The sequence below is a fragment of the Cryobacterium sp. TMN-39-2 genome (assembly GCF_004402745.1).
GTDB lineage: Bacteria > Actinomycetota > Actinomycetes > Actinomycetales > Microbacteriaceae > Cryobacterium > Cryobacterium zongtaii.
In genome coordinates this window covers 34,563-53,926 of record NZ_SOFX01000042.1, presented here as the reverse complement: position 1 = coordinate 53,926, position 19,364 = coordinate 34,563, and the positions used below count along the sequence as shown (strand labels likewise).

Sequence of the window (19,364 nt, the reverse complement as noted above, 5' to 3'; positions counted from 1 at the left end):
TCCCGCTGCGGACAAATGGTCCCGGCACACCGGGCGCATATGTCCGCATGGGCAACAGGTGCGGCTGCCTGACCGGCTAGCGACGGGTGGACACCGTCACGGTGAACTTGGTGTTGCGGCCGACCTGATGGGTCGGTCCCACGATGCGGGTGAGGGCGGGGCGATAGCCGAGGTGGGTGTTCCACACGGTCCACAATTCGCCGCCGGGGCGCAGGACTCTGGCCGCATCCTCGAAGAGCTTCAGGGCGATGCCGGCGTGCACCGACGACCCGATGTGGAACGGCGGGTTCAGCAGGATCAGCTCGGCGGACGCGTCGGGTTGCGCGCTCAGCGCGTCGTCGCGCAGCACCCGCACCCGATCCATTACGCCGTTGGCCGACATGGTGGCCAAGGCGGAGGCGACGGCCGCGGCGGACTGGTCGCTCGCCACCAGCTGCAGGCCGGGGCGACGCTGGGCGAGGGCGGCCGCGAGCACCCCGGTACCGCAGCCCAGGTCGACGGCGGTGACGGCATCCGGCTTCATGCGGTCGAGGAATTCGAGCAGGTAGCGGGTGCCGATGTCGATGGTGGTGCCGGCGAAGGCGGCGCCGTGGGCGCAGACGGTGAGACCCAGGTCGGGGTGCTCGACCGTACGCGGCCACGCCGGGCCGGCCTGGTCAGTGCTGTCCGAGACCGTCGGCTGCGTAATGATCAGGACACGCGACTTCTGCCGCGCCGGCGTGACGTGCAGCTCGCCGAAGTGCCGGCGCAGCACCTCGTTCATGGCCACAGTCATGTGCTTGATGCGGCCACCGGCGACCACGGTCACGTCGGGGGCGGCGAAGCGGGCGATGGTGCCGGCCAGCTCGTCGAGGGCGGCCAGGCTGCGCGGCAGCTGCAGCAGCACCAGGCGGGCCCCGGTGAACAGCTCGGCGCCCAGCTGCACATGCCGGTACGCCCCGGTGAGGCCGGCCAGATCGGGCACGCTGCTCGCCAGATCGGCCGCGTTGTGATCGAGGGCGTGTTCGCCGGAGAGCGCGTCCTGGTAGACGCGCACCTCAGGCTGCGCTCCCAGCCGCGCGGTCAGCTGCGCCACCGCCGCGAGCGTCAGGGCACCGTAGTGGTCCTCGAGCACCACGACCTCGCCGACACCGGCCGTGGCCAGTCCCGCCGCGGCCTCGTCCAGGATCAGCCGGTCGCTCGCGTCGACGGCGAAAAGATTGGTCGCCTCGACATCGGGCCAGCGGCGCAGGCGCTCGAAAGGAAAGTCAGGCATCCGCTCAGAATAGCCGCCAGGGACTCGAACGGCTCAGCGAGGCCGGTGCGGCGTGGGACAATAAGAGACCCCTTCACCCAACCGTCACGGACACCGCACCTTATGGCCCACAACCTCAGCGATCTGCAGATCGCGCGCCTCGTCGGGCCACAGGCATATTCGCGTGGGGTGCGTTACGCCAAGGAGGGCCGGGTTGAAGACCAGGTCTGGCAGCTGGGCGGCAGCCGCCTGCTCGGCACCGTCGGCGGCACCCAGGCCCGACCCTATGACGTCACCGTGACATTTCAGCAGGATTCCAACGGCACCGTGGTGCGCGCATCCGGCACCTGCAGCTGCCCGATGGGCCTGAACTGCAAGCACGTCGTCGCACTGCTGCTGGCCAGCCGGTCCACGGCCGCCGACCTCGCCCGTGCACGCTCGGCAGATTCCCAGCGTCCCCACACCAGTGCCCCCGCCACCTGGCAGAGTGCCCTGGCACCGCTCACCAGGGCGCCGGAGGCCGAGCCGCCGACGGGCACCGCCCTCGCCCTGCAGTTCGAGTTACTGCCGCCGCCGCGCGCCGCGCGGCTGCCCGCCCCGAGCGTGTCGCTCGCCCGCCTGGGCGTGCGCCCGATGGTGCGCGGCAAGAAGGGCAAGTGGATCCGCGGCAACCTCACCTGGGACAACCTCTCCTACTCCCGCGGCATGCTCAACCGCGCCCAGTTGCTGGTGCTCTCCGCCATCTTCGAGCTCTACTCCTCCGGCCAGCGTTACCACGTGACCACCGACCCGTGGCTGCACCTGGACGGGTTCGCCAACCGCGCCCTCTGGGGTCTGCTCGGCGAGGCCCGCGAGGCCGGCATCCCCTTCATCGGCACCACACCCGGACAGGAGCCGGTGACGGTCTCGGACGAACCCGCCGAACTGTCGCTCGACATCCGCCGCGACCACGGCGGCCTCACCCTCTCCCCCACCGTCTCCCTCGGCGGCCAGTTGCTCGACCGCAGCGCCCTGGGCTACATCGGTGACCCGGCGCACGGCCTGTTCACCTGGACGACCACCAGCACCGACGTGCGCCTCACCATCGCCCCCCTCGCGCGCCAGCTCGGCCGCGACCTGCGGGTTCTCGCCTCGGCGCACACCCCCATCACGATTCCGCCCGACGAGGAGAACGTCTTCCTCGCCGACTTCTACCCGTTCCTGCGCGGCCAGCTCTCGCTGATCAGCACCGACGAGTCGTTCGACCTGCCCGACACCGCCCGCCCGGTGCTGGCCCTGTCGATCATCGCCCACGCGGATGCCCGCATCGGCTTGCACTGGGAGTGGCAGTACACCGGCGGTGCCGGCGCCTCGGGCGCCCCGGCCATCGCGCCCCTGCACGGCCCGGCCACCGACGACGCCCCGGCCGGCTACCGGGACACGGCCGACGAGGCCCGCATCCTGCATGCCGTCAGCGGCATATTCGCGGGATTCCCCGCCCACCAGCCGGCCTTGTTCGCCGCGGAGCTGACCGGTTCAGCCGGCGCTGCCGATTCCCCGGGCATCCTGCGCGCCGACGCCACCCTCGACGGCGCCCGCATGATCGAGTTCCTCGAGGCCGTGCTGCCGGTGCTCGAGGCCACGGACGACCTGCTCGTGCAGTTCGTCGGCGACGCCCCGGAGTACCGCGAGGCCGCCGAGCCGCCCACCCTCACCTTCGCCACCTCGGCGCGGGCCGAGAGCCGGGACTGGTTCGACCTCTCGGTGCGGGTCACCGTCGACGGCGAGGATGTGCCCTTCGACGAGGTCTTCAGGGCCCTGGCCACCGGCCAGGAACTGATGATCCTGCCGGACGGCACCTACTTCAGCCTGGACCGGCCCGAACTGCAACAGCTGCGCCACCTCATCGAAGAGGCCCGCGGCCTGCAGGACTCCCCGAACGACTCGCTGCGCATCAACCGGGCCCAGTCCGACCTCTGGGAGGAACTGCAGGACCTCGGCAGTGCCGAAGCCGAGGCCGCCGCCTGGCGTGACACCCTCGCCGGCCTCGCCGACGGCGCCACGATCGCGCACCGGGAGCTGCCCGCCGCCGTGCAGGCATCGCTCCGGCCCTACCAGCAGACCGGGTTCGACTGGCTCGGCTTCCTCTACGACACCGGCCTCGGCGGCGTCCTCGCCGACGACATGGGCCTGGGCAAGACCCTGCAGGCCATCGCTCTCATCGTCGACGCCCGCGAACGACAGAGCGAACGCCGCCCGTTCCTGGTCGTCGCGCCCACCAGCGTGGTGCACAACTGGGCCACCGAGTGCGCCAGGTTCGCCCCCGGCCTCTCGGTCGCCGCGATCACCGAGACCACCGCCAAGCGCGGTGCGTCTCTGGCCGAGGCCGTGACCACGGCGGATGTCGTGATCACCTCGTACACCCTGTTCAGGCTCGATTTCGACGAGTACGACGCCGTCAGCTGGGCGGGCCTGCTGCTCGACGAGGCCCAGTTCGTGAAGAACCACAAGTCCAGGGCGCACCAGTGTGCCAAGCGGCTGCAGGCCCCGTTCAAGCTCGCCATCACCGGCACGCCGCTGGAGAACAACCTGATGGAACTGTGGTCGCTGCTCTCGATCACCGCCCCCGGCCTGTTCCCCAGCGCCGCCCGCTTCTCCGACTACTACCAGCGGCCCATCGAGACGCAAGCCGACGGTGACAGGCTCGGCCAGCTGCGCCGGCGCATCCGCCCGTTCATGCTGCGCCGCACCAAGGACCAGGTGGCCAGCGACCTGCCCGCCAAGCAGGAGCAGGTGCTCGAACTCGAACTGCACCCGCGCCACCGCCGGGTGTATCAGATGCACCTGCAGCGCGAACGGCAGAAGGTGCTCGGACTGCTCGGCGACCTCAACCAGAACCGGTTCGAGATCTTCCGGTCGATCACCATGCTGCGCCAGCTCAGCCTGGATGCGAGCCTGTACGACGACAAGTACGCCGACATCCCCTCGAGCAAGCTGGATGTGCTCATGGAGCTACTCGAAGACGTCGTCGCCGAGGGGCACCGCACTCTGATCTTCAGCCAGTTCACCGGCTATCTCGCCAAGGTGCGCACCCGCCTCGACGCCGCCGGCGTGACTTACTCCTACCTGGACGGGCGCACCCGCAACCGGGCCGCGGCGATCGACGGGTTCAAGAACGGCGACACCTCGGTGTTCCTGATCAGCCTCAAGGCCGGTGGCTTCGGCCTCAACCTCACCGAGGCCGACTACTGCATCCTGCTCGACCCCTGGTGGAACCCCGCCGCCGAGGCGCAGGCCGTTGACCGGGCACACCGCATCGGCCAGACCAAGAACGTGATGGTCTACCGTCTGGTGGCCACCGACACGATCGAGGAGAAGGTGATGGCGCTCAAGGCCGTCAAGGCCAAACTCTTCGACAGCGTCATGACCGATGGCGGCGCCCAGGGAACCGGCCAGGGGCTCACAGCCTCCGACATCCGCGAACTGCTCGAGTAGCGCCGGACGTGACCGATATTCCCGCCGGCCCGGCGGCCGACCAGGCTGTCGATCACGCCGTCGACCAGGCCGTCGAGGCCCGCGAGCGGCTCAAGCAGGCCGCTCGGCGCGCCCACCGCAGCCGGTCGGTGCGGGCCTCCGCCCGGCTCGGGCTGCTCGCCAACGGCCTGGTGCACGCCCTGATCGGAGGAATCGGCCTGCGCATCGCGAACGGCCAGCCCGGCGAAGCCGACCAGCTCGGCGCGCTGAGCGCCATCGCCAACGGCCCCGGCGGCATTGCCGTGCTCTGGTTGTCGACGGTGTCGTTGTGGGGCCTGGCGCTCTGGCAGGGCACCAACGCCGCGTTCAGCGTGGCGCCCAATCGACGGGTCCTCGTGTTCCGCCGCTGCCTCAACGTCGGCAAGGCCCTCGGCTTCGCGCTGCTGGGCACCGTCACGTTCGCGGTCGCGCTCGGCGCCAGGGCCGGCGGCGCCGAGACGGTGCGGCGCGCCGACGACGCCATCGTGGAGAGCCCCGTGGGCCTGTTCCTGCTGCTGGTCGTGGGCAGCACCGTGGCCATCATCGGCGGCGGCCTCGTCTGGCGTGGTCTGCGACGCAACTTCCGCGAGGAGCTGCGCTACCTCTGGGGGCCCACCAAGGTCATCGTGCTCGGCCTGGGAGTGTTCGGCCACGTCACCAAGGGGATCGCGTTCCTGGTCACCGGCGGGCTACTGCTCGCCGCCGCCGTGTTCGCCGATGTGCGCTGGGTGGGTGGCCTGGACGCCGGGCTGCGCTACCTGCTCACCCTGCAATCGGGCCCGATCCTGCTCAACGTCGTCGCTGCGGGCCTGATCGCTTTCGGACTGTACCTGGTGGCCCGGGCGGCGTTCCTGCGGCACTAACAGCCGAACAGCGCAGTCAGGCTGAGAGTTGGATGAGGGCCCGACGATCTGCTTCAATTTCGAAGTACTCTGTGGGCATGGACATTCGCGAGATCCCCCTCACCGCCGCCGACGGCTCCACCACCTCGCTGGCCGAGTACGCCGACAAGGTTGTGCTCGTGGTCAACGTCGCCTCCCGCTGCGGCCTGACACCGCAGTACGAGACCCTCGAACAGCTGCAGCGCACGTACGCCGACCAGGGCTTCACAGTGCTCGGCTTCCCCTGCAACCAGTTCGCCCTCGGCGAGACCGGATCGAGCGAGAAGATCGCCGAATTCTGCTCCACCACCTACGGCGTCACCTTCCCGCTGATGGAGAAGACGAAGGTGAACGGTGGCTCCCAGCATCCGCTCTACGCCGAGCTCACCCAAACGCCGGATGGCGCGGGCAAGGCCGGCAAGGTCAAGTGGAACTTCGAGAAGTTCGTGATATCGCCCTCCGGTGCGGTCCAGCGGTTCCGCCCGACCACCCTGCCCGACTCCCCCGAGGTCATCGCGGCTATCGAGTCCGGCCTGGCGGAGCTGAAGCCCGCCGCCTAACCGTTCTCGGAGTTCGGCACCCCGTAGGACGCCGCGCTGTGCATCTCGATGGCCACATACGGTTCGTCGCCGACCACCCAGGCGTTGTGCCCGGACGGAATGAGGTAGGAATCGCCGACGGTGATGGTGGCCGTGGCCCCGTCGTCGAGCATGACCTCCAGGGTGCCCGACAGGCAGTAGCCCACGTGCAGGAGGCGACAGGAATCGGTGTTCACCGTCGGCTTGATGTTGTCGGCCCACGTCCAGCCCGGCTGCATCGTCATACGGCCGACCGAGAACTCGTCCAGGTGGTTCAGTTCCAGCAGAGTCTTCTCCGGCGCGCGACGCTCGTCAGGCGTGCTGTGCGACTTGACCTGCAGGGTGTGCGCAGTGGTGGCCATGGTGTCTTCCCAACTCTGGCGGGCCCATCAAGAAGGTCGGACACGCGGCCCACCCTGACGTGCCTGGCACGTGACCGAGCCAGACTAAACCCACCTGGCGAGGCCTGAAAGCCCGGGCTCGGATCTCCGTGAGCGAGCACCGACTGTTCCCCATCCAATAGTGGTTGAGGTGGGCGGCTAGGAACCGAACGCCAGGCGGGCGTCGGCATACGTGGCGGCGACCGTCGTGGTGCCGGTGCCGGTGCCAGGGGCGTCGGCGTCGGCGTTGATGTCGACGGGGGCGGGGGCGTCGTCGAAGCGGCGCACCGGTTGTGCGTCCAGGTCGCCGGGCTCCGTGGTCCAGGCGCGCGGGGTCCAGGCGGGCCAGCCGGGATCTCCGTCGTTGATGAAGGACACCGCGGCTCCGTGCACCTCGTCGGCCAGCCGCTGGGACGGGGCGGGACCGGCCAGCGCCGCCACCCGCGGGGCGTCCAGCGCATCGAAGAAGAACGGCAGATCGAGGCAGTGCAGCGCCCCGCCGAGGGTGGGCGAGCGCCACGCGAACGCCCAGAGCCAGCTGGGCGCCGCATCCGTTGTGGCGGCCTCTGCCCTCGCTTCGGCGACCCGCAGCATGACGCCGCGGATGGCGCGGTCGGAGGCGAACTGGCCCAGCAGTTCGGCGGTACCGAGCCTGTCGTGCGCCGCGGCGTACGCCCGCGCCGACGGCGCGGCGACGCCGAGACGGCCGAGCACTTCCGCGGCATCTTCGCCGGCCAACTCGTCGGTGAGGTCGGCTATGGCGAAGTTGAATTCGTGGTCGGTGCTGCCCAGCATCAACGGCTTGGCGGCGCCGATGCCCGCCCGCACGGCGTCGACCGTGGCCAACGGGACCAGGTCGCCGTCGACGACCGGTCCGAACGGGAGACCGGCTACGAGGGCGTTCGCGATCTCGCCCAGCGGGCCGGCGGGGGTGCCGGCGGCGAAGGCCGTCGCCCGCGGCTGCTCGGCGAGGATCTGGTTTTCGGTGAGCGCCCCGAGTCCCGCCCGGGTGGGCGCAACGCCGGCCAGGGCGGCCAGGCGCCGACCGGTCCGCTCCGCTTGGTCGGGCACGAGATAGGTGGCCACCCCGGAGATGACGATGGCCAGCGCGAACAGCGGTTGCGCCCGCGGCATCGTCAACAGGGTGAGCACGGCGCCGCCGCCCGCGGATTGCCCGGCGATCGTTACCCGGGCCGGGTCGCCGCCGAAGACCTGGATGTTGTCGCGTACCCACGCGAGCGCCAGCAGCCAGTCGAGCACGCCGCGGTTCAGCGGCGCATCCTCGATCCACCCGAAGCCGTCGAAGCCGAGCCGGTACGACACGTTCACGGTGACAACACCGTGCCGGTTGAAGCTCGCGCCGTCATACCACGGGCTCGCTGCCGACCCGGAGGTGTAGCCGCCGCCGTGGATGTAGACCAGCACGGGCAGGCCGGCACCGGCGGGCGCCGGGGCGGGGTCGGGGGTGAACACGCTCAGGTTCAGCGTCGACTCGCCCGGGAAGCTGGGCTCGGGCACCAGAGTGCTGTCGCCACCGTCGATGCGTTGCGGGGTGGCGCCGGGGCTGCCGGCATCCCGCACGCCGGACCAGGCCGGGTGCGGCACCGGGGCCGCGAAGCGCAGCTCCCCGACCGGCGGGGCGGCGTAGGGAATGCCGAGGAACGCTGTCGACCCGGGGCGCCGGACGCCGCGGACGATCCCCGCCGTTGTCGTGACCTCGACGGTGTTCATGGGGCGCCCTTTCACTGAGACGGTGGTGGTGCACCGCGATTGAGGTTATCGCGCAGAGCGCCGCCGGGTCTGGCCCCGACGGCGTCCGGCGCGCAGAATGGATGCGCCACACCGCGGTGAGCATTCGCCGTGGACCGTTCACCGCGCGAGGAGCACACCATGGCCAAGCTGATCTGCACCTTCATCACCTCCCTGGACGGCTATGTGGCCGACACCGAGGGCAACTTCGACTGGAGTACCCCGAGCGATGAGGTGCACACCTTCGTCAATGACCTGGAGCGTTCGGTGGGCACCTACCTGTACGGCCGGCGGTTGTATGAGGTGATGGTGGCCTGGGAAACCATGCACCTGAACGACGACGCCCAGCCGGCCGTGATGCGCGACTACACCGCGATCTGGCAGGCGGCAGAGAAGATCGTCTACTCCAGGACCCTGGCCGAACCACTCAGCCGGCGTACCCGCATCGAGCGCAGCTTCGACCCGGAGGCGGTGCGGGCGCTCAAGGCTTCGGCCACCGCCAACCTGTCGATCGGCGGTCCGCACCTGGCGGCACAGGCCTTCGCGGCCGGGCTGGTCGACGAGGTGCAGCTGTTCATCTCCCCCATCGTGGTGGGCGGCGGCCTGAAGGCCGTGCCCGACGGCCTGCACCTCGGTCTCGAGCTGACGGACGAGTACGCGTTCCGGAACGGCGTGGTGTACCTGGGCTATCGCGTACGGCACTGACCGCACACGATAATCTGGGGCTGCGCCGGCACCCCCGGCCCCACCAGATTGGACCAGACGATGACGCCTGACCGTGCTCCTGACCGTTCGATCGCCGCATCCACCCGCGCCCTCGTCATCGGCGAGGCCCTCATCGACATCGTGCGGCGCCCGGGCGCCGAGCCGGTGAGTCACGCGGGCGGCAGCCCGATGAACGTGGCGTACGGACTCGGCCGGCTCGGTGTGCCGACCACCCTGGTCACCCAGATCGGGGCAGACCCGTTCGGCGAGATCATCGCGGGGCACCTGCGCGCGGCCGGCGTCGACCTGCTGCCGGGGTCGGTCACGACCGGCGCCACCTCGAGCGCCACCGCCATCCTGGATGCGGCCGGCGCCGCCACCTATGACTTCGACCTGCGCTGGGAGCTGCCATCGGTGGCGCTGCCCGCCCCGTGCGCCTTGATCCACACGGGCTCGATCGCCGCGATCCTGCAGCCCGGCGGCCGGGTCGTGTTGACCGCGTTCACCGGCGCCCCGGCCGGCACCCTGCTCAGCTACGACCCCAATGTGCGGCCCGGCATCATGGGCAGCCGTGCCGACGTGGTGCGAGCCGTCGAAGAGCTCTCCCGGGCCGCGCACGTGGTGAAAATGAGCGACGAGGATGCCGCGTGGCTCTATCCGGGGCGGAGCCTGGACCAGATTGCCCGGGAATACGTGGCGGCCGGGGTGGCCCTGTTCGCCATCACCCGAGGCGGAGACGGCGCCCTGCTGCGGGCCGGCGGGGCCACGGCCGAGCTGGCCGCGCATCCGGTGACCGTGGTCGACACCATCGGCGCCGGTGACTCGTTCATGTCGGGGCTGCTCTACGCGATCCTCGTGAACGATGCCACCGAGGCCATCCTGCAGAACACCCTCGGCGCCGCCGACCTCGGTCGCCTGGGCCAGACCGCCCTGGCGAGCGCGGCGATCACGGTGTCGCGTGCGGGCGCCAACCCGCCCACGGTGGCGGAGCTGTTCGCGCGCTGACCCGCCCCTTCCACCGCACCGATGCAGACAGCGTGGGGCAAGTCAATCCCCTTGAACGCTGCAGCGACCCTGGCTTTACTGTGCCTACGTTGTCCCCATTGAGTGGGTCTCTGGCAACGGGTAACAGGAAGTTTGGTGCGACATGGCGGTCACAACAACCGATACGGCAGTGCAAGTCTCGGTAGAACTCACTCCCACGGATGGAGTGGTGATCGAGGGTAATTCGCTGGGGGTCACCATACGCATCACCGCGCTCCGGCCGGCGTTGATCGAGCACGCCGAGCTGACGCTGATCCGCAAGGTCAACTACACCTACGGCCGCGGCAACATCTACGGCGGCGTGTTCCCCGCCCGCGAACGCACCACCGAGCTGCTCACCACGGTCACGGTGCCGGCGCCGGGTGCAATCCCGGCCGGCCAGACCCGGGTGTTGTCGGGCAGCCTGAGCATTCCCACCGACGGCCCGGCCTCGGTGCGGGGCGACCTGATCGACGTGGGCTGGTCTGTGCGTTGCGTCCTGCATGCCGCCGGTGGTCAGATCATCAAGCGGGAACGACTGATCGACGTGCAGTCCTGGGGCCAGACCAGCGCCACCGACATCGGCCATCCGCCGGTCGGCGAACACCTCGGACAGGTCGCCCTGGAGTTCATCGCGTTGTCCTCCCGGGTGCTGGAACCCGGCACCCCGCTCACGGGCGTCCTGCGGGTGCGTCCCCGCGACGAGATCTCGACCCGGGGCGTGCGCGTGCAGCTGGTGCGCTGCGAGGAGGTCTGGGGCGGACCCGGCCAGGTCGCCGACCCCGACGCCAGCGAGTCCGAGGGCTACCGGCACACCGAAGCCGTGACGGCCGCCGTCGTGGTGGGCCCCGCCGGGATGCTCACCCCCGGCACGGTGGTCGATCTGCCGTTCACGGTCGAAACACCCGCGGGCCTGCCGGCACCGTCGTTGTCCATCGGTAACCTGCACGTGCGCTGGGAAATCCGGGCCGTCGTCGACCTGCCCCTGCGCCTGGACCCGCGGCTCTCGCTCGACCTGCTCGCCGTCACGGCCAGCCGGCAACCGAGTGATTCCGGCCGCCCCGGGGCCCTCGACACCGACTGAGCACCGGTCTCACCAGGATTGAGAAGGCGGAGTGCTGGATCGCATCCGGTTCTCCTGTTGGACAGTGGGCTCCGAGCGGAGCAGCCTGAGGGTATGGAATACACACACCTCGGTCGTTCCGGCCTGTCCGTTTCGCGCCTGTGCCTCGGCACCATGAACTTCGGGCCCGAGACCGACGAGCCCACCTCGTTCGGCATCATGGACGCTGCCAGGGCGGCGGGCATCAACTTCTTCGACACCGCCAACGTCTACGGCTCCAAGCAGGGCCGGGGCGCCACCGAGAGCATCCTGGGCCGCTGGTTCGCGCAGGGCGGCGAGCGGCGCGAGGACACCGTGCTGGCCACCAAGGTCTACGGCACCATGTCCGACCGGCCCAATGACGGCAAGCTGTCGGCGCTCAACATCCGCCGCTCACTCGATGAGAGCCTGAAGCGCCTGCAGACCGACCACATCGACCTGTTCCAGTTTCACCACGTGGACCGTGACACCCCGTGGGATGAGATCTGGCAGGCCATGGAAACCGCCGTCGCGCAGGGCAAGGTCCTCTACGCCGGCAGCAGCAACTTCGCCGGTTGGCACATCGCCACCGCGCAGGCCGAGGCCCGCAAGCGCAACTTCAGCGGGCTGGTGAGCGAGCAGTCGCTGTACAACCTGCTCAAGCGCGACATCGAACGAGAGGTCATCCCCGCCGCCCAGGCCAACGGGATGGGAATCCTGCCCTGGTCGCCGCTGGACGGCGGCCTGCTCGGCGGTGTGCTGCGCAAGGAGCGCGACGGCAGCCGCCGGGTCTCCGGGGCCAACGCCGACAAGCTCGAGAAGAACCGCGCGGCCATCGGTGCCTACGAGAACTTCGCCGCCGAACTCGGCACCGAGCCCGGCGACCTGGGCCTGGCCTGGCTGATGCACCAGAGCGCGGTGACCGCACCGATCATCGGTCCGCGCACCATGGAGCAGCTCGAGGCCGGCCTGCGCGCCGTTGACCTGAAGCTCGACCAGGCCGCGCTCCATCGCCTAGACGAGATCTTTCCCGGCTACCGCACCGCGCCGGAAGACTACGCCTGGTGAGCGCCGGACTCAGTGTTCTCTTCATCGGCGGCACCGGGGTGATCAGCACGGCCGCGGCCGAGCTGGCCGTGGCTCGTGGCCACCGGCTGACCGTGCTCAATCGCGGCCAGTCCGCCCTGCGCAGCGTTCCCGACGCGGCTGAGGTGCTCACCGTGGACGTGCGGGACGCGGCCGCGGTTGCGGCGGCGCTCGGTGAGCGTCGTTTCGACGTGGTGGTGGACTTCGTGGCGTTCACCCCGGAGCACGTGCGCGCCGACATCGCCCAGTTCGCCGGCCGCTGCGGGCAGTACATCTTCATCAGTTCGGCCTCGGCGTACCAGAAGCCGCCGGCCGCCCTGCCGGTGCGGGAGTCCACTCCCCTGCACAACCCGTTCTGGGCGTACTCCCGCGACAAGGCCGCCTGCGAAGATGTGCTCATGGCGGCGCACCGGGAGCAGGGCTTCCCGGTCACCATCATCCGCCCGTCGCACACCTACGACCGAACCCAGATCGCGCTGCTCGGCGGGTGGACCGACATCCACCGGATGCGCACCGGTCAGCCGGTGGTGGTGCACGGCGACGGCACGTCGCTCTGGACCCTCACCCACAGCACCGACTTCGCCAAGGCGCTCGTGGGCCTGTTCGGCCGGTCGCAGGCCGTGGGCGACAGCTTCACCATCACCTCGAACGAGTACCTCCCCTGGGACGCCATCTACGCCGAGTATGCCCGCGCCGCCGGCGCCCCGGCGCCGCAGATCGTGCACGTGGCGAGTGACACCATGGCGGCGGCCAACCCCGAGTGGAGTGGTCCGCTGCTGGGCGACCGGTCTCACTCGGTGATCTTCGACAACAGCAAGGTCACCGCACTCGTGCCCGATTTCGTGTGCACCACCCCGGTCGCGCTCGGCTTCCGCGAGGCGATCGCCTGGTACGACGCGCATCCCGACCAGCAGGTGGTGGATGCGGCGCTGAACGCCACCCTCGACGGGCTCGTCACCGCGCACTCCACTCTTTCCTGATCATCCGCAGCACTCGATTGGACACCCTATGAAGACCCGACTCATCGGCGACCGTCCCGTCAGCTCCATCGGCCTGGGCGGCATGCCCATGTCGATCGAGGGCCGACCCGACGAAGCCCGCTCCATCGCCACCATCCACGCCGCCCTCGAGGAGGGCGTGACCCTGTTCGACACCGCGGATGCGTACCACCTGCACGCCGACGAGGTGGGCCACAACGAGTCGCTCATCGCAAAGGCCATCGCCTTGTGGGGCGGCGACTCGTCGCGGGTGATCGTGGCCACCAAGGGCGGGCACCTGCGGCCCGGCGACGGCACCTGGTACGTCGACGGCCGACCCGAGTACCTCAAGCAGGCCGCCGAAGCCTCGCTCAAGCGCCTCGGCGGCGACGCGATCGACCTGTACCACCACCACCGGCCCGACCCCGCGGTGCCGTACGCCGACTCGATCGGCGCCATCCGGGACCTGCTCGACGCCGGCACCATCCGCCTGGCCGGTATCTCCAACGCCAACCCGGCGCAGATCCGCGAGGCCCACGACATCCTCGGCGGCCGGCTCGCCAGCGTGCAGAACCAGTACTCGCCCGCGTTCCTCAGCAGCCGGCCCGAGCTCGACCTCTGCACCGAGCTCGGCGTCGCGTTCCTGTCCTGGAGCCCACTGGGCGGCATCAAGTCCGCCGCCGACCTGGGCACAGCCTTCGCGCCGTTCCAGCGGGTGGCGGATGCCCACGGCGTGAGCCCGCAGGTCGTCACGCTGGCCTGGCACCTGGCCGCGTCGCCCCGGGTGATTCCCATCCCCGGTGCGAGCCGACCCGAGAGCATCCGTGACTCGGTCCGCGCAGCCGACCTGACCCTGTCAGACGAGGAACTCGCCACCCTGTCGGCCGCTCTGAACGACGCCGCGGTGACGGCATGACCGCCATCGTGCACCTCGACCTGCGCCTCGACCCGGCCGCGCTCGAGACCGTCCCGGCCCTGCTGAACGAAGTCCTCACCGCGACCCGCGCCTGGCCGGGAAACGAGGGACTCGAGGTCATCGTCGACGACGCCGACCCCGCCCACGTGATCGTCGTCGAGCACTGGGCCACCGCCGCCGACCACGACGCCTACGCCGCCTGGCGCACCACGCCGGAGGGTGTCAGTCGTCTGGGTGAGGTTCTCGCTGCTCCGCCGGTGAAGACGGTCTTCTCCGGCCGGATCCCGCTGGCCCTCTAGCCGGTCAGCCGGCCGGTCAGGCCGCCGAGCCGACAGCGTCGACGGGCTCGAGGGCGGCGGCCGCGGCGGCGACGTCTTCGAGCAGCTGCTCAAGGAACGCCGACGCGGCCGGGCTGGGCTCGTCGGCGACCGCCACGGCCACCGCCCACTCGGGCACGGTCGCCGGCAGCGGCACCGCAACGAGGTCGTCGGGCCGCTTCAGCGCGAAGCTGGTGGGCACGATGGCCACGCCCAGGTTGTAGCCCACCAGTTCGAGCAGCGGATGCACGTCGTTGACCTCCATCGCCGCCCGGTACTCGAAGCCGGCGGCGGCGAACGCCCGCCGGGCGAGCATGTGCGCGCCCCAGCCGGCCTGGAAGCCGATCAGCGGTTCGGTGCGCAGGGTCTCCAGGTCGGCCTCGGCCAGAGCCGCGACGGGGTGGTCCGGGTGGCAGAGCACCACCATCTTCTGGCTGCTCAACCGGTGCAGCCGCACTCCGGGCGGGGTGTCCCCGGTCACCACGACCAGCGCCACATCGGTGGTGCCACTGGCCACCCCCTCGATCAGCTCCACGGAACCCAGCTGGCGCAGGCGCACCTCCACCCCCTGGTTCGCGGTGCGGAAACGGGCGAGCTCGGCGGGCAGGTCCACAGAGCCCAGGCACGGTTCGGCGCCCACGGTAAGGCGTCCGCGCATGAGGCCGCGTACCGCGGCAACGGCGTTCTGGGCCGCTGCGGCGCTGGCCAGGGTGCGAAGCGCATCCGCCAGCAAAGCCTGACCGGCGGCCGTGAGCTCGACCCGGCGGGTGCTGCGGATGAACAACGAGGTGCCCAGCTCGATCTCCAGGGCCCGGATCGACGCGGACAGCCCCGACTGGGAGATGTGCAGCAGCTCGGCTGCCCGGGTGAAGTGACGTTCGTCGGCGACCGTCACGAAGTGTTCAAGCTGACGCAGTTCCATTCAGCAACCCTACAACTCAGTGCGGCAGCACCCAGAGCCTCGACGTCTCGCTACTTGTCGAGGGGGCGCCAGATCACCACTTGGTTCGAGCGGCGGGTGCGGGTGCCGGCGCGCATCGAGATGACGTCACCGGCCGAGCCGGCCGCGAAGACGCGGCGGCCCGGACGGTTGAGCAATTCGTCGGCCAGGGCCGCTTCCAGGTCCCCCACCCGGCTTTCCAGGGCCCGCACGGTGTCTTCCAGCGCGAGGATGCGCCGGATCCCCTCCAGGCTCACACCCTCGGCACCCAGATCCGCGATCTCCCGCAGCCGGGCCACATCGCGCATTGAGTAGCGGCGCGAGCGGCCCGGCGTGCGGCCGGGGCTGACGAGCCCCATCCGGTCGTACTGCCGCAGGGTCTGCGGGTGCATACCCGCCAACTCTGCGGCAGTGCTGATCACGAAGACCCGGGTGTTCTCATCCATGACCGGTGTCAGCCCTTGGCCCTGGCGAGCAGTTCGTCGCGCGGGTTCTCCTTGGGCAGCGCCTCGTTGAACGCGAGCAGCTTCTCCTCGGCGTCCTTCGACAGGTGCGACGGCACGGCCACCTGAACCTCGGCGAGCAGGTCGCCGGTGCCCTTCGGGGTGACCACACCGCGACCCTTGACCCGCAGCACCCGCCCACTGGGGGTGCCGGGCGCCACGCGCAGCTTCACCGGCGGCCCGCCCAGGGTGGGCACCTCGATGGTGGCACCGAGGGCGGCTTCAGCGAAGGTCACCGGCACGTTCACACGCAGGTTGAGTCCGTCGCGTTCGAAGACCGGGTGCTTGCGCACGGTGACGGTGAGCACGATGTCACCGTTCTCGCCGCCGTCCGGGCTGGGTTGCCCCTGCCCGCGCAGCTTGATCTTCTGCCCGTCGGCCACGCCGGCGGGAATCTTGACCTTGATCGACCGACCCTCCTGCGTCTGCAGGGTGATCTGGTCGCCGTGGGTGGCCGTGATGAAGTCCACCGTGGTCGACGCGACCACGTCACGCCCCCTGGTCGGCCCGCCCGCACCTCGGAAACCTCCGGTGGGGGTGCCGAACCGGCCACCACCACCCTGGGCGCCACGGCCGAACATTCCGCCGAGGATGTCGTCGAAGCCGGCCTGCTCGTAGGAGTAGCCCTGCTGTTGACGGGCTCCTCCACCGAACATGCCGCCGAAGACGTCGTCGAAGCCGCCCTGCTGGCCGCCCTGCCCGGGGGCGGTGAAGCGAGCTCCACCGCCCATCGCGCGCACGGCGTCGTACTCCTTGCGCTGTTCGGGGTCACCGATGACCGAGTGGGCCTCGCTGATCTCCTTGAACTTCGCCTCCGCCGCGGGGTTACCCGGGTTGGAGTCGGGGTGGTACTTGCGGGCCAGCTTGCGATATGCCTTCTTCAGGTCGGCCGCGGAGACGTCCTTCGACACCCCGAGAACCTTGTAGAAGTCCTTGTCGAACCAGTCCTGGCTAGCCATCGCTCGGTACCTGCACGACGACCTTGGCCACCCGCAACAGCGAGGACCCGAGGTAGTAGCCGGTCTCGACGACGTCGCCGACGGTTTCCACGTCGATGTCGGGCGTGGGCATCTGGAAGATGGCCTCGTGCACGGTGGGGTCGAACACGTCGCCGACGGTGCCGTACGGCTTGAGGCCGATGCGCTCGGTGCTGGCGCGCAGCTTGGCCGCGATGGTCGCGAAGGCGGTGTCGCCCTCGAGATCGCCGTGCTTCTCGGCCCGGTACAGGTCGTCCAGCACCGGCAGCAGTACCTTGACGACTTCGCCGGTGACGCGCTCGCGCTCGATCTCCCGGTTGGCCTCGGTGCGCTTACGGTAGTTGGCGTACTCCGCGGTGACCCGCTTGAGGTCGGCGAGGTGCTCGCTGGAGGGGTCGGATGCCTCGAGGTCGGCCGCGTCCAGGATGTCCTGCACGGTCAGCTCGTCCTCCTCGATGCCCGCGGCGTCAGCCGCGTCGACGAACTCGGCCGGAGCGGCCGCGTCGGAGTCCGGCCCGCCCGCCGCGGGGGCGCCCGATTCGGGCGCTCCCGCAGCAGCAGCAGACTCGTCTTCGGGACGGTTCTCGTCCGGACGGTTGGCGTCGCTCATTACTTCTTCGCTTCGTCCTCGTCGTCGACAACCTCGGCGTCGACAACGTCTTCGTCGGGGTTGCCCGACTCGGCGGTGGGCTCGGCGGTCTCGGACTCGCCGGCCGCGGCATCCGCCTGGCTGGAGGCGTAGATGGCCTCGCCAAGCTTGCCCTGGCTCTCGGTGAGCTTGTCGAACGCGGTCTTCACAGCGTCGTCGTCGTCACCGGCGAGAGCGGACTTGAGGGCGTCGACGTCGGCCTGAACCTCGGTTTTGACCTCTTCGGGCAGCTTCTCGTCGTTCTCCTTGATCAGCTTCTCGATCGAGTAGGCGAGCTGCTCGGCGCCGTTGCGGGTCTCGGCGGCTTCGCGGCGGCGCTTGTCTTCTGCCGCGTGCTCTTCACCCTCGCGAACCATGCGCTCGATGTCTTCCTTGCCCAGCGCGGTGCCGCCGGTGATGGTCATCGACTGCTCCTTGCCGGTGCCCTTGTCCTTGGCGGACACGTGGACGATGCCGTTGGCGTCGAGGTCGAAGGTGACCTCGACCTGCGGGATGCCGCGCGGGGCCGGCGCGATGCCGGTGAGCTCGAAGGTGCCCAGGTTCTTGTTGTCGCGGGTGAACTCGCGCTCGCCCTGGAAGACCTGGATGGCCACGGACGGCTGGTTGTCGTCGGCCGTGGTGAAGGTCTCGCTGCGCTTGGTGGGGATGGCCGTGTTGCGCTCGATGAGGCGCGTCATGATGCCGCCCTTGGTCTCGATGCCGAGGCTCAGAGGGGTGACGTCGATGAGCAGGACGTCCTTGCGCTCGCCCTTCAGGACACCGGCCTGCAGTGCGGCGCCGACGGCGACGACCTCGTCGGGGTTGACACCCTTGTTCGGGTCCTTGCCACCGGTCTCGGCCTTGACGAGCTCGTACACGGCGGGCATGCGGGTGGAGCCACCGACGAGAACGACGTGCGCGATGTCCTCGACCTTGACGCCGGCCTCACGGATGACGTCCTGGAAGGGCTTCTTGGTGCGGTCGAGCAGGTCTTCGGTCATCTTCTCGAACTGGGCGCGGGTGAGCGTCTCGTCGAGGTTGGCCGGGCCGTTCTCCGTCAGCGAGAGGTACGGCAGCTGGATGCTGGTGGACATGCTCGAGGAGAGTTCCTTCTTGGCCTGCTCCGCGGCTTCCTTGAGGCGCTGCTTGGCGATCTTGTCCTTGGAGACGTCGACGCCGGTGGAGTCCTTGAAGCGCTTGATCAGGTGATCAACGATGCGCTGGTCCCAGTCGTCGCCGCCGAGGCGGTTGTCGCCGGAGGTCGAACGCACCTGAATGGTGCTGAAGTCGTCGTCCTTGCCCACCTCGAGGAGGGAGACGTCGAAGGTTCCGCCACCGAGGTCGAAGACCAGGATGAGCTCGTCTTCCTTGCCACGGTCCAGGCCGTAGGCCAGGGCGGCCGCGGTGGGCTCGTTGATGATGCGCAGCACGTTGAGGCCAGCGATCTCGCCGGCTTCCTTGGTGGCCTGGCGCTCGGCGTCGTTGAAGTACGCGGGAACGGTGATGACGGCATCCGTCACCTTGTCGCCCAGGTACTGCTCGGCGTCGCGCTTGAGCTTGGCGAGGATGCGGGCGGAGATCTCCTGCGGGGTGTACTTCTTGTCGTCGATGTCGACGGTCCAGTCGGTGCCGACGTGGCGCTTGACCGACGAAATGGTGCGGTCCACGTTGGTGACGGCCTGGCGCTTGGCGGTCTCGCCGACGAGTACCTCGCCGTCCTTGGTGAACGCGACCACGGAAGGCGTGGTGCGGAAGCCTTCAGCGTTTGCGATGACGGTGGGTTCTCCACCCTCGAGTACGGCCACCACCGAGTTGGTGGTTCCGAGGTCAATGCCGACTGCACGAGCCATGTGAGAGTATCTCCTTCAAAGTTTGGGTTCAAGGCCTGTTTCAAAGA

The 19,364-nt window shown here is 69.7% G+C and carries 18 protein-coding genes; 10 read left to right on the top strand and 8 right to left on the bottom strand.

Translation table 11 applies throughout. The features are described from left to right. Positions 1–76: 76 nt before the first annotated feature. On the bottom strand, positions 77–1,255 hold the full coding sequence (locus E3O57_RS15855) for a methyltransferase (RefSeq protein ID WP_103479913.1): 1,179 nt from the start codon (positions 1,253–1,255) through the stop codon (positions 77–79). Between the two features lie 102 nt (positions 1,256–1,357). Here E3O57_RS15855 and E3O57_RS15850 point away from each other — a divergent pair, with 102 nt between their 5' ends. The 3 genes from E3O57_RS15850 (at position 1,358) to E3O57_RS15840 (ending at position 6,167) form a co-directional block, all read left to right on the top strand. Continuing rightward, positions 1,358–4,708, top strand: a complete 3,351-nt coding sequence (locus E3O57_RS15850; RefSeq protein ID WP_103479914.1) for a DEAD/DEAH box helicase — start codon at positions 1,358–1,360, stop codon at positions 4,706–4,708. A gap of 8 nt (positions 4,709–4,716) precedes the next feature. Beyond that, a complete protein-coding gene (locus E3O57_RS15845) occupies positions 4,717–5,589 on the top strand; it encodes a DUF1206 domain-containing protein (RefSeq protein WP_088457583.1) in 873 nt (290 codons plus the stop codon). A 77-nt stretch (positions 5,590–5,666) separates the two neighbouring features. Continuing rightward, positions 5,667–6,167 (top strand): glutathione peroxidase, encoded by a 501-nt coding sequence (locus tag E3O57_RS15840; protein WP_088457584.1) that lies wholly within the window; start codon positions 5,667–5,669, stop codon positions 6,165–6,167. Here E3O57_RS15840 and E3O57_RS15835 read toward each other — a convergent pair. Next, entirely contained in the window at positions 6,164–6,547 is a 384-nt protein-coding gene (locus E3O57_RS15835; RefSeq protein WP_103479915.1) for a cupin domain-containing protein, read from the bottom strand. The two genes, E3O57_RS15840 and E3O57_RS15835, sit on opposite strands and share 4 nt — an antisense overlap. Before the next feature lie 177 nt (positions 6,548–6,724). Next, positions 6,725–8,296, bottom strand: coding sequence for a carboxylesterase/lipase family protein (locus E3O57_RS15830; RefSeq protein ID WP_103479916.1), 1,572 nt, complete (start codon positions 8,294–8,296; stop codon positions 6,725–6,727). A 159-nt stretch (positions 8,297–8,455) separates the two neighbouring features. Between E3O57_RS15830 and E3O57_RS15825 the strand changes: the two genes are divergently transcribed. From E3O57_RS15825 to E3O57_RS15795, 7 genes are all read left to right on the top strand, one after another. After that, entirely contained in the window at positions 8,456–9,019 is a 564-nt protein-coding gene (locus E3O57_RS15825) for a dihydrofolate reductase family protein (protein WP_088458158.1), read from the top strand. Between the two features lie 60 nt (positions 9,020–9,079). After that, positions 9,080–10,024 carry a carbohydrate kinase gene (locus E3O57_RS15820; RefSeq protein WP_103479917.1) on the top strand — a complete coding sequence of 315 codons (945 nt, stop codon included), beginning with the start codon at positions 9,080–9,082 and terminating at the stop codon, positions 10,022–10,024. A 142-nt stretch (positions 10,025–10,166) separates the two neighbouring features. Beyond that, on the top strand, positions 10,167–11,126 hold the full coding sequence (locus E3O57_RS15815; RefSeq protein WP_133159835.1) for a hypothetical protein: 960 nt from the start codon (positions 10,167–10,169) through the stop codon (positions 11,124–11,126). A gap of 93 nt (positions 11,127–11,219) precedes the next feature. Further along, positions 11,220–12,191: an aldo/keto reductase gene (locus tag E3O57_RS15810; protein WP_103479919.1), complete on the top strand. Its 972-nt coding sequence runs from the start codon at positions 11,220–11,222 to the stop codon at positions 12,189–12,191. Beyond that, on the top strand, positions 12,188–13,189 hold the full coding sequence (locus E3O57_RS15805; RefSeq protein WP_241983686.1) for an NAD-dependent epimerase/dehydratase family protein: 1,002 nt from the start codon (positions 12,188–12,190) through the stop codon (positions 13,187–13,189). Before E3O57_RS15810 ends, E3O57_RS15805 begins: the two co-directional genes overlap by 4 nt. A 28-nt stretch (positions 13,190–13,217) precedes the next feature. After that, positions 13,218–14,102 (top strand): aldo/keto reductase, encoded by an 885-nt coding sequence (locus E3O57_RS15800; RefSeq protein WP_103479921.1) that lies wholly within the window; start codon positions 13,218–13,220, stop codon positions 14,100–14,102. Further along, positions 14,099–14,401, top strand: coding sequence for a putative quinol monooxygenase (locus E3O57_RS15795; protein ID WP_103479922.1), 303 nt, complete (start codon positions 14,099–14,101; stop codon positions 14,399–14,401). Before E3O57_RS15800 ends, E3O57_RS15795 begins: the two co-directional genes overlap by 4 nt. 16 nt (positions 14,402–14,417) lie before the next feature. On the opposite strand, the gene E3O57_RS15790 is transcribed toward E3O57_RS15795, so the two are convergent. Genes E3O57_RS15790 through dnaK form a run of 5 tightly spaced genes read right to left on the bottom strand, consistent with a single transcriptional unit; the run spans position 14,418 to position 19,317 of the window. Next, positions 14,418–15,341, bottom strand: a complete 924-nt coding sequence (locus E3O57_RS15790; RefSeq protein WP_088457593.1) for a LysR family transcriptional regulator — start codon at positions 15,339–15,341, stop codon at positions 14,418–14,420. Between the two features lie 50 nt (positions 15,342–15,391). Then, positions 15,392–15,805: a heat shock protein transcriptional repressor HspR gene (locus tag E3O57_RS15785; RefSeq protein WP_088457594.1), complete on the bottom strand. Its 414-nt coding sequence runs from the start codon at positions 15,803–15,805 to the stop codon at positions 15,392–15,394. Positions 15,806–15,813: 8 nt separating this feature from the next. Continuing rightward, entirely contained in the window at positions 15,814–16,821 is a 1,008-nt protein-coding gene (locus E3O57_RS15780; protein WP_088457595.1) for a DnaJ C-terminal domain-containing protein, read from the bottom strand. Further along, complete coding sequence (locus E3O57_RS15775; protein WP_103430804.1) at positions 16,814–17,449, bottom strand: nucleotide exchange factor GrpE; 636 nt, start codon at positions 17,447–17,449, stop codon at positions 16,814–16,816. The genes E3O57_RS15780 and E3O57_RS15775 overlap by 8 nt, the downstream gene beginning before the upstream one ends. Next, positions 17,449–19,317 (bottom strand): molecular chaperone DnaK, encoded by a 1,869-nt coding sequence (gene dnaK, locus E3O57_RS15770; protein ID WP_103460304.1) that lies wholly within the window; start codon positions 19,315–19,317, stop codon positions 17,449–17,451. Before dnaK ends, E3O57_RS15775 begins: the two co-directional genes overlap by 1 nt. Between the last annotated feature and the right edge of the window lie 47 nt (positions 19,318–19,364).